Annotated in this window: 10 protein-coding genes; 8 read left to right on the top strand and 2 right to left on the bottom strand. The window is 45.9% G+C overall.

What is annotated here, in order from left to right; genetic code table 11:
- The 8 genes from GVY04_15845 to GVY04_15810 all read left to right on the top strand — a co-directional run.
- Window positions 1-848: sodium-dependent bicarbonate transport family permease (locus GVY04_15845; GenBank protein ID NBD17547.1), on the top strand; the 848-nt coding region annotated here is incomplete at its 5' end.
- Between the two features lie 84 nt (window positions 849-932).
- A complete protein-coding gene (locus GVY04_15840; protein ID NBD17546.1) occupies window positions 933-1,247 on the top strand; it encodes a hypothetical protein in 315 nt (104 codons plus the stop codon).
- 295 nt (window positions 1,248-1,542) lie between these two features.
- Window positions 1,543-1,815, top strand: a complete 273-nt coding sequence (locus GVY04_15835; GenBank protein NBD17545.1) for a hypothetical protein — start codon at window positions 1,543-1,545, stop codon at window positions 1,813-1,815.
- 4 nt (window positions 1,816-1,819) lie between these two features.
- Window positions 1,820-2,266: a DUF3531 family protein gene (locus GVY04_15830; protein NBD17544.1), complete on the top strand. Its 447-nt coding sequence runs from the start codon at window positions 1,820-1,822 to the stop codon at window positions 2,264-2,266.
- A gap of 304 nt (window positions 2,267-2,570) precedes the next feature.
- Entirely contained in the window at window positions 2,571-4,889 is a 2,319-nt protein-coding gene (locus tag GVY04_15825; protein ID NBD17543.1) for a TonB-dependent receptor, read from the top strand.
- 9 nt (window positions 4,890-4,898) lie between these two features.
- A complete protein-coding gene (locus GVY04_15820; protein NBD17542.1) occupies window positions 4,899-5,456 on the top strand; it encodes a hypothetical protein in 558 nt (185 codons plus the stop codon).
- A gap of 55 nt (window positions 5,457-5,511) precedes the next feature.
- Entirely contained in the window at window positions 5,512-6,201 is a 690-nt protein-coding gene (locus GVY04_15815; protein NBD17541.1) for an energy-coupling factor transporter transmembrane protein EcfT, read from the top strand.
- Window positions 6,194-7,564, top strand: coding sequence for an ATP-binding cassette domain-containing protein (locus tag GVY04_15810; GenBank protein ID NBD17540.1), 1,371 nt, complete (start codon window positions 6,194-6,196; stop codon window positions 7,562-7,564). Before GVY04_15815 ends, GVY04_15810 begins: the two co-directional genes overlap by 8 nt.
- Window positions 7,565-7,601: 37 nt before the next feature.
- Here the strand turns inward: GVY04_15810 and GVY04_15805 are convergent, their stop codons facing one another.
- Window positions 7,602-8,135 carry a helix-turn-helix domain-containing protein gene (locus GVY04_15805; protein NBD17539.1) on the bottom strand — a complete coding sequence of 178 codons (534 nt, stop codon included), beginning with the start codon at window positions 8,133-8,135 and terminating at the stop codon, window positions 7,602-7,604.
- Between the two features lie 94 nt (window positions 8,136-8,229).
- On the bottom strand, window positions 8,230-8,642 hold a 413-nt coding region (locus GVY04_15800), incomplete at its 5' end, for a metal ABC transporter permease (GenBank protein ID NBD17538.1).

Here is an 8,642-nt window from a genome sequence, read left to right as displayed (position 1 = left end):
TTGCCACCGGGGGCTTGTTCGGGGCGGTGAGTGGCTCTACCCTCGCCGCCGGCATAACGATGCTGGAATCGGAAGGCATGTCATACGAAGCCTGGTCCGCCGCACTCTATCCCTTTATGGACATTCCAGCGCTGGTCACCGCGATCGTCTTGGCTAGCATTTATGTCGGCAAACAACGCGAGACCGCCGGCGAAGTTCTCAGCCAGCAGGAATCTCTCAGCAAGCAACGGGTTGCTGCCGGTGAGGTTTTCAGTGAGCAGGGCGCTAACGCAGGCGGGTATCCGAGCAACCCGCCAGAGTATCCCACCACCAGGCAGGAGTATCGCGAGCAGCAAGGCAAGCGGGTTGAGATCTGGCCCATCGTAAAGGAAAGCCTCCAGGGCTCTGCCCTATCCGCCCTATTGCTTGGTCTCGCTCTCGGCCTACTCACCCGTCCAGAAAGTGTCTATGAGAGCTTCTTCAATCCCCTCTTCCGTGGCTTTCTGTCGATCCTGATGCTGATCATGGGCATGGAAGCCTGGGCCCGGATCAGCGAGCTGCGCAAGGTGGCTCAATGGTATGCCATATATGCCTTGGTCGCCCCGCTGCTGCATGGGCTTATTGGCTTTGGTCTCGGCTATGTTGCCCACATTACTACGGGATTCAGCCCGGGCGGCGTCGTGCTTCTGTCGGTCATCGCTGCATCGAGTTCAGACATCTCAGGTCCACCTACTTTACGAGCTGGCATTCCCAAGGCGAATCCTTCGGCGTACATCGGCTCGTCCACAGCCGTGGGCACGCCCGTTGCCCTTGCCATTGGCATACCGCTGTTCATCGGGCTTGCCCAGGCGCTGATGGGGGGTAGCTAATTTCAGCTCAGTCGCGGTTGCCGGTGCTCCCCTAACCCGGCGACCTCATAGTTCAATCCATACATGTATAAGGAGGTAAGCCATATGACCAAGCAAGCCAACAAGCTTGTCATCATCACGGAAAAGTTGCTGCTGAAAAAGGTCGCTAAGATCATCGACGCAGCCGGAGCGACTGGTTACACTGTGTTGGAGACTGGTGGGAAAGGGAGTCGCAATGTCCGCTCGTCGGGACAACCCACCGTTGGTGACACCGAATCAAATATCAAGTTCGAGGTGCTCACTCCCACTCGGGAGATGGCTCTGAAGATTTCGGATGAGGTGGCAGCGCAGTTTTTCGAGGATTATTCGGGTATCACCTATCTCTGTGAGGCTGAGGTCCTGCACGCGCACAAGTTTTGACTCAAAACCCCTGAGTGGTGTAGAAAACTCTATCGTCCACAGTCAATGGTCTCATCATGAGAACGTCACCCCCTTTAAGAAGTCAATCCGAGAGTCTCGAGCCTGCTGGTAGTGCTCCAGTGCATAGGCTTTCGGGGGACTTTTCTGGGGCAGTGGGGTTTTGTCAATACTATCGTTACATTTTTTCATTAAATCTCAAAATACTTGTCTAATCGGAGCTTAAGAGGTGACATCCTCCCCCACTAAATCAAAGATTATGGTGGGGGTATTATTGCCCCCCGACCCCCCCATTTAGATAAAAAAGGAAACAAGACACCCTTTTAATATTGATGAAACGAGTCCGCTTTTTGGAGAAACGACAGAGTCCTTGTTACAATCAAAAGCGCAAATTCTAGTGTCTTTGAGTGGCATTGATGAGACAGTAGCGCAAATGACTCATGCTCGTCAGACGTATCCCGCAACTAAAATTTTATGGAATCATCAATTTGTCGATATTTTTTATGATACGCCTGATGGAGATCGCTACTTAGATTTCACTCATTTTGATGATGTAATCATTAACCAATAATTGTATGGAAGTGACGTTTCGTGAGTTTAACCCGTTTGATATTTGGATTTGGCTGGAATTTGAAACCATTCCCTCGATTACCGAACGTCAATATGTTGAGGAATTGTTTAATTCTTGGTTTTATTTAGGGAAATTAGGGGGATTTAATGCCGAAAATTTCCAAGTGATGGAAACTGGCATTGACCTCAGTTATATGGAATATGATCATGACCAAGCCAGTAACTCTTTATTGTCGGTGATGCATAATATGGGCGAGTTTGAATATAAAGAAACTTGGGGACGTTGCTGGTTTGATTTGGGAACGAGTGATCCGGTAGCATTGGATGTTTTGATTAATTCTTTAAGACAACTCAGTCAAGATTTTCTCCACGTCAAACAGGTCATTATTGGCGGCGAAAATGCAGATTGGAAAATTAGCGAGAAAAGTCAAGAACGGTTTTATCAGAACTAAGTAAGTATATTTGAAATATAAAGTAGCGTGTAAGGATTCAAGATTGAGTCCAGATTTTAGCTAAAGTCCCATTAAGAGTTTGAAGCCGAGTAACTCTAAAATCAACGCCATGAGTAAAATTAATCCTTCAAAACTCACCCTTATCATATCCCCCTCCCCCGCTACGGCATAGATGGTTTTTGGTTAAGTTGATAGGATTTCCTAAGAATTTATCCCTACTTTCGGGAATTGAGAAGAATTGAAACCTGTCTGAATGTGAGGAGTGAAGGTGAACCGTTTATTTTCAGTGGTGAGTTTCAGTGCATTGGCTATCACTGCAATCGCGCAGCCTGTCTTGGCGCAAACCAGAGAAATTACCCAAGTGCAGGTAGAAGCAACTGCTGATGGGGGGTTGGCGATCACCCTTGGTGCGGGAGAATTTCAACTCCCTTCTGGGGAACAATCGCGCTTGAATGAAACCACGATCGCGATCGATTTTCCCAATACGCAACTTAACCTCGCAACAGGGGATCAGTTTATCCGCGATAACCCGACTCCTGACATTGCCACGATTAGGGTGTTTCCCTTAGACGATGAGACGGTGCGAGTGGAAGTGGTGGGTAACGATCAGCAACCTGATATCTTTTTAGAAGAAGTCCCCACTGGAATCACCGTTACCGTTTTGCCTCCGCCTATTGAATTGGTTGTGATCAGTGCGCGTCGTCCGACCCCAGTTGCAGAAACCCCAGCCAGCGTGGAAACAGTGACAGAAGAAGAACTCAATCAGCGACGGGCGTTAATCCGCAATACTGGAGACGCGATTCAAACCCTGCCAGGCGTAACCCTGAACCGTCTCGGACCGATTACGGCTTCAGCCAACATTCGCGGGATTACAGGAGAACGCATCGGCTTATTAGTTAATGGTAACCGTCAACCAAATCTGGAGTTTGGTCCCGATTTTGGTTCCATTGATCCCTTTCGCATTGAACGGATCGAAGTGTTAAAAGGTCCTGCTTCCTCTCTTTATGGGGCGGATGCCTTTGGTGGTGTGGTCAACGTGATTACAACTACCCCTCGGCGCGATCGGGAATTTGGGGTGCGTTCCTATCTCTATGGAGGCGGTTTTGCCGAACTCAATGGCAACTTGGAAGTGGCGGGGTCAAACTATGTTCTAGGCTTAGCAGCGCGAACAGGAGGCGATGCGGAAGATGGGGATGGTAATGATATTCCGCTGGGGACTGATTATGAAGTCTTCAATGCTTATGCGGCGGGAGGGATTGATTTTAGCGATCGCGATCGTCTAGAGATTCGAGGAGAACTGTTCCGGCAAAATGACGCGGATTTAAGTGGTTTTACTGAACCTTTCACCCGCGCTGAAAGCGATTTTCGCAATACGGATCGCCTGTCGTTAACCTACACCCGAGAAGGGGCGACTGAGTTGGAGTTAGAAGGGTATTATCTCCGCAGCGATCGCCGCTTTGATTCCACACAAGAAATTACCAGACCCTTTCCGATCTCTACCGGCTTTGGACCGCCAACCCTCGTAACAGGCGTACAAATTAACGATAGCAGCCAAGATACCCTCACTGAAACCTTTGGCTTTTCCGCAAAAGGAACCAGCAATCTTGGTGAAGAGTGGGTTCTCACCTATGGCTATGATTTCAGTCGAGATGCCCAAACCTCCCAAACCGATACAGAGAGAGATTTTGTTCTCTTTGATCCAACGTTTCCTTCTCCTCCCAGTGAATTTTCAGAAAGCGATCCCCCGCTTGCGACACGAACCTTTAACGGGGTCTTTCTGCAATCAACATTTGATGCGACTGACGAATTAATCCTTGCGGGCGGGATTCGCTTTGATACTTTTGATACAGAAAGTGGCGGAGACGAAAGTGATGAAAGTGCCGTTACCTTTAATGCCGGTCTAGTCTATGAACTGACTGATGATTTAGCAGCCCGTGCTTATTTTGCCCAAGGATTTCGACCGCCTACCTTGCAAGACCTCTTTTCCGGAAACTTTGTTGCCCCCACTCGCGGGGTTGTGCGCTCTAATCCTGATTTAGACCCAGAACGAGCCAACAATTTCGATATCGGACTCAACTTTGATAATGACACCTTAAGCGGTGGCGTGACCTATTTTCGCAACGATATCAATAATTTTATCGGGGTTGCGCCTTTGACTCCTGCTGGACCTCCGGGTAGTCCCACCCTGCAAACAGCCAATAAGGACATTTTAATCCAAGGGGTAGAATTTAAGCTCGGCTATCAGTTTAGCTCACAATGGTCAATTGAAGGGAATCTCGCCATTGTTGACAGTGAAGATGATTCCGGTCAACCGTTGAGTCAGCTAGAAGATTTCCCCACAACGGCTTTAGTGCGTTTATTGTACGAAGAGGATCGCTTCAGTGGCTTTCTCCAAACCCGCATCTACGGTGACCAAGGAGAAGTGTTAGTCAGTGACGGTGTCATTGGTGAAGGAACTGAGGGCGCAGTGGTGGTTGATCTGGGCTTAGGATATCAACTCACCCCCACACAAGAACTGACTCTGTCGGTGGAAAACCTCTTTGATACGAACTATTTTTATCCCACTTCCACCGCCGAAGCGCCAGGATTACGGGTTTTATTTGGCTTACGCAGTCAGTTTTAGGAGAAGTTTATGTCATCGCAAAACGGAAAACCCTGGAAATTAGGAGATTATGTCTTCGCTGCTTTTATGAGTATTGGCATCGCCATTGCTAGTATTGTCACCGTTCCTTTGGTGATTTCCATTCCGTTGCCGGGAATTCGCACCATTGTCTGGGCGCCGTTAGCGGGGATTTTTCTCACCTTGGCGATGGCAAGATTACAGCGCAGTGGTAGTGTTGCGTTAACCATTGGCACCCTTGCGGTGATTCTAAGTCGTGTTTCTCTGATTATTACTGCCTTTCTGGGTGTGGCGATTTTAGTAACCGAGTCAGTCATGTTAGCGCGAGGGGGATATCGCAAAAAGCGCGATCGCCTGTTGGGGAATATTCTTTTTTTTAGCAGTGCGACTGTTGCGGGGGCGTTAATTGGCGCTTATGTGGCGGGAGAAGCGTTTGCTGCTTGGTTGAGTCAATCTTGGATTTTAGCCCCGATGACTGTTCTTTCTGGAGTGTCTGGTGCAGTTGGCTGGTGGTTAGGGGAAAAGGTAGTCACACAATTACAAAAAGCAGGGAAAATTGTTAGTCATTAGTTATTGGTCATTGGTCATTAGTCATTCGTTATCAGATGACAAACAAGAAATTATGATGCTTAACCCATTTGCCTCTCGTAAACGCAGTTTTTTAGTCAGGGTTAATCCGCTAGCTAAGATTGCAGCTAGTTTAGTTTTTACGAGTATTGCCTTTGCTTTACAAGAGATTCAAACTGCAGGCTTAGTGGCAAGTGTATTTATTTTCCTGATGCTTTGGGAAGTTAAATTAACTCTGCGCTTGATTCTGATAACGATCGCGCTACTAATGATTTTTACTTTAATTGCAGTTGGTTTATCCCAAGGAGATTGGAATTTCGCGATCGCGAACACCTTTCGTCTTTTAGCGATTACTCTCCCCACACCATTACTTTCTGCAACCACACCGCCAGCATCTTTAGTCCGTGCTTTACAAGTGTTACGCCTTCCCAGTTTTTTAGTGTTAAGTGTGATGCTAACGTGGCGTTTTTTGCCCTTAATGCAGCGAGAAACCACCCGCATTATTGAAGCGAATCAGTTGCGAGGAATTGATTTAAGTCGTCAGCCTCGCTATTTAGTTTCAGGATTATTTATTCCTTTAATTTTTCGCATTGTTTCTTATGCGGATGAAGTCGCGATCGGGCTGGAAACGCGCGGTTACGATCCCGACTCACCGCGCAGTATGAGTCAACCGCTAACTTGGTCTTTTTCTGATACTCTATTTACCCTGAGTTGTTTCGGATTGTTGTGGGGAATATTTTATGTCTAACCCTTTGTTAACAATTAGTGATTTAACTTTTACCTACAGCAATCAATCTCACCCCACTTTGAATTATGTTAATCTCACGCTTCACCCAGGTGAAATTATACTCATTTCTGGTGCAACGGGTTGTGGAAAAAGTACTCTCCTCAATTGCTTAGCTGGTATTTCTCCCACTCATGTTCAAGGGGAATTAACAGGAAATATTTTAGTAAAAGACCAAGTTTTAAATGAAGAATCAGTGCGCGATCGCGCTCATTATTTTGGTGTTTTATTACAAAATGTGGAAACGCAAATCTTTACCGATACGGTTTGGGAAGAATTAGGATTTGGACTAGAAAACTTAAACATTAGCAGCGATCGCATTCCCTTGATTATCGATCATTCTTTAAGCGAATTTGGCCTAAGTTCCAAAGCGCGATGGCAAATTGATCGTCTATCAGCAGGACAAAAACAACGCCTGGTTTTAGCGTGTCTTTTAATCATGAGACAATCGATTTTATTACTCGATGAACCCTTTGCTTATCTCGATAAAAGTAATTGTAACCAGTTACGCCAATTGTTGCGCGATTGGCTTTGCCAGCGCCCTTCGGGCGATCGCGCCACGCAAGGACAAGGGATTTTAATTGTTGAACATCGGTTTGATTTAGTGAGAGATTTATGTAATCGCGCTTTTTATTTTGAGGAAGGCTATTTAAAAAAGGGAACGCCTAATCATTTTTCTCCTTTTCCCTCACAACTTCAGCTAGATTCAAACATCGGATCCTCGGAATCAACTTTAGTTTTAGAAACGGATAATTTGAGTTTGGGAGGCTATTCCGCTTTCCCCAATTTAAAACTGTATCAAGGAGAAATTATCTTATTACAAGGAGAAAATGGCTGTGGGAAAACAACGCTCTTAAAATTACTCTCAGGATTATTACAACCGCAAACAGGAAACTGGTGGCTGTTCGGGAAAAAAGCAACGGGTCGTCCGATTACTGATCTGGCTAAAATGGTTGGTTTCGTATTACAAAATCCAGAACATCAATTATTTGGAGAATCGGTTGAAGCAGAAGTGAAACAAGCTGGAATTAACAAAACTATTTCTAATCGTTGGTTAGACCAATTAAACCTGGCTCAATTGCGCGATCGTCACCCACAATCCCTTTCTAGAGGACAAAAGAGACGCTTAACGTTAGCTGCGGTTTTAGCCCGACAACCAACGGTTTGTTTGCTTGATGAAATTACGGTGGGACAAGACCCAAGATCATTGCAATTAATGTTAGCAGGATTAGATTTATTTGCTCAAGAAGGTGGGAGCGCGATCGTCACTTCTCATGACCCGAAAGTCGCTCAATTATTACAGGCAAAAATTATTCAAATTGTTTAGTTCGATCACTAAGCAGTTAGACATAGAAAACTAATTTTTAATCTTTGACTACAATACAATTGCGACCGAAACGCTCAATTACTCCTTTTTGTTCTAACGTTCTCAAAAGGCGAGTGACCGTCACACGGGAACTCCCAATGGCATCGGCTAGTTCTTGATGGGTTAACTTGAAACAGATTTGCCACCCTTCTTGGACGGGTTGTCCAAACTTGCGGGCTAACCAAAATAAGAATAAACGTAACCGTTCTTGCAAGGGTTCACAGCGATGAATGAATAATAATTCTTCACCTTGTTGACAGCGCTGAGATAAACACTCTCCCCAACTCGACCACAGTGTCGCAGGAACTTGTTGTGCTTCTACCGGGGTGCAACATTCTACCTGATAGGGAGAAACCACCGATAAGGCTTGACCAACTAATTCTCCTTTGCCCCAATAGCCCAAAATAATGGTGTTTCCTTGCTCATTCCAAGTATAAGTTTTCACGACTCCGGTTTCAATCAGCCAAGCCCAATTTTGACAAATCGGTAGATGCTGTCCTTGGCTGAAGCGTGCTTCCTTTGTGAAACTCAATGGTTTTGCAGGGAAAGGGTTTTGCTCTGCCTTCATCATATTAATTAAGAATTTTTGTCAATTAATTATATTCTACACCTCAGATCAGAATAAGTTAAGCTCTTCTTAATCCGATCGCGCTCAAAAAGACACCGAACTGGGTGGCAACAATACTCGGACCCGAAGGTAAATCAAACAGCGCAGAGAAGATAATTCCAAATACCGCACAGAACACCCCAAAACTGGCAGAAAACAACACATAATGACTAAAACCGCGACTCAGTAATCGTGCTGTACAAGCGGGAATCACCACAAAGGCACTCACGAGTAAAACGCCTACTGCTTTGATGGAAACGGCGACAACTAAAGAGAGGAGAACAATAAATAAGGTACGATGAAGGGAAACTGAAATGCCCCGCGCGATCGCGAGGGATTCATTTAAAGTGACTAATAGCTGAGTCCGTAAGGTTAAACCAATAAAGCCAATGCAAAGAAGTAAGAGGAAACCGCTCAACATTAAATCCCCTT

This window comes from Cyanobacteria bacterium GSL.Bin1 (assembly GCA_009909085.1).
In the GTDB taxonomy this organism is placed as follows: Bacteria; Cyanobacteriota; Cyanobacteriia; order Cyanobacteriales; family Rubidibacteraceae; genus Halothece.
This window is presented reverse-complemented; position numbering and strand designations above follow the sequence as displayed.

Excerpts from the sequence above, each read along its gene's own strand:
- GVY04_15815 (NBD17541.1), top strand. The coding sequence starts at position 5,512 with ATGCTTAACCCATTTGCCTCTCGTAAACGCAGTTTTTTAGTCAGGGTT.
- GVY04_15820 (NBD17542.1), top strand. The coding sequence starts at position 4,899 with ATGTCATCGCAAAACGGAAAACCCTGGAAATTAGGAGATTATGTCTTC.
- GVY04_15810 (NBD17540.1), top strand. The coding sequence starts at position 6,194 with ATGTCTAACCCTTTGTTAACAATTAGTGATTTAACTTTTACCTACAGC.
- GVY04_15840 (NBD17546.1), top strand. The coding sequence starts at position 933 with ATGACCAAGCAAGCCAACAAGCTTGTCATCATCACGGAAAAGTTGCTG.
- GVY04_15830 (NBD17544.1), top strand. The coding sequence starts at position 1,820 with ATGGAAGTGACGTTTCGTGAGTTTAACCCGTTTGATATTTGGATTTGG.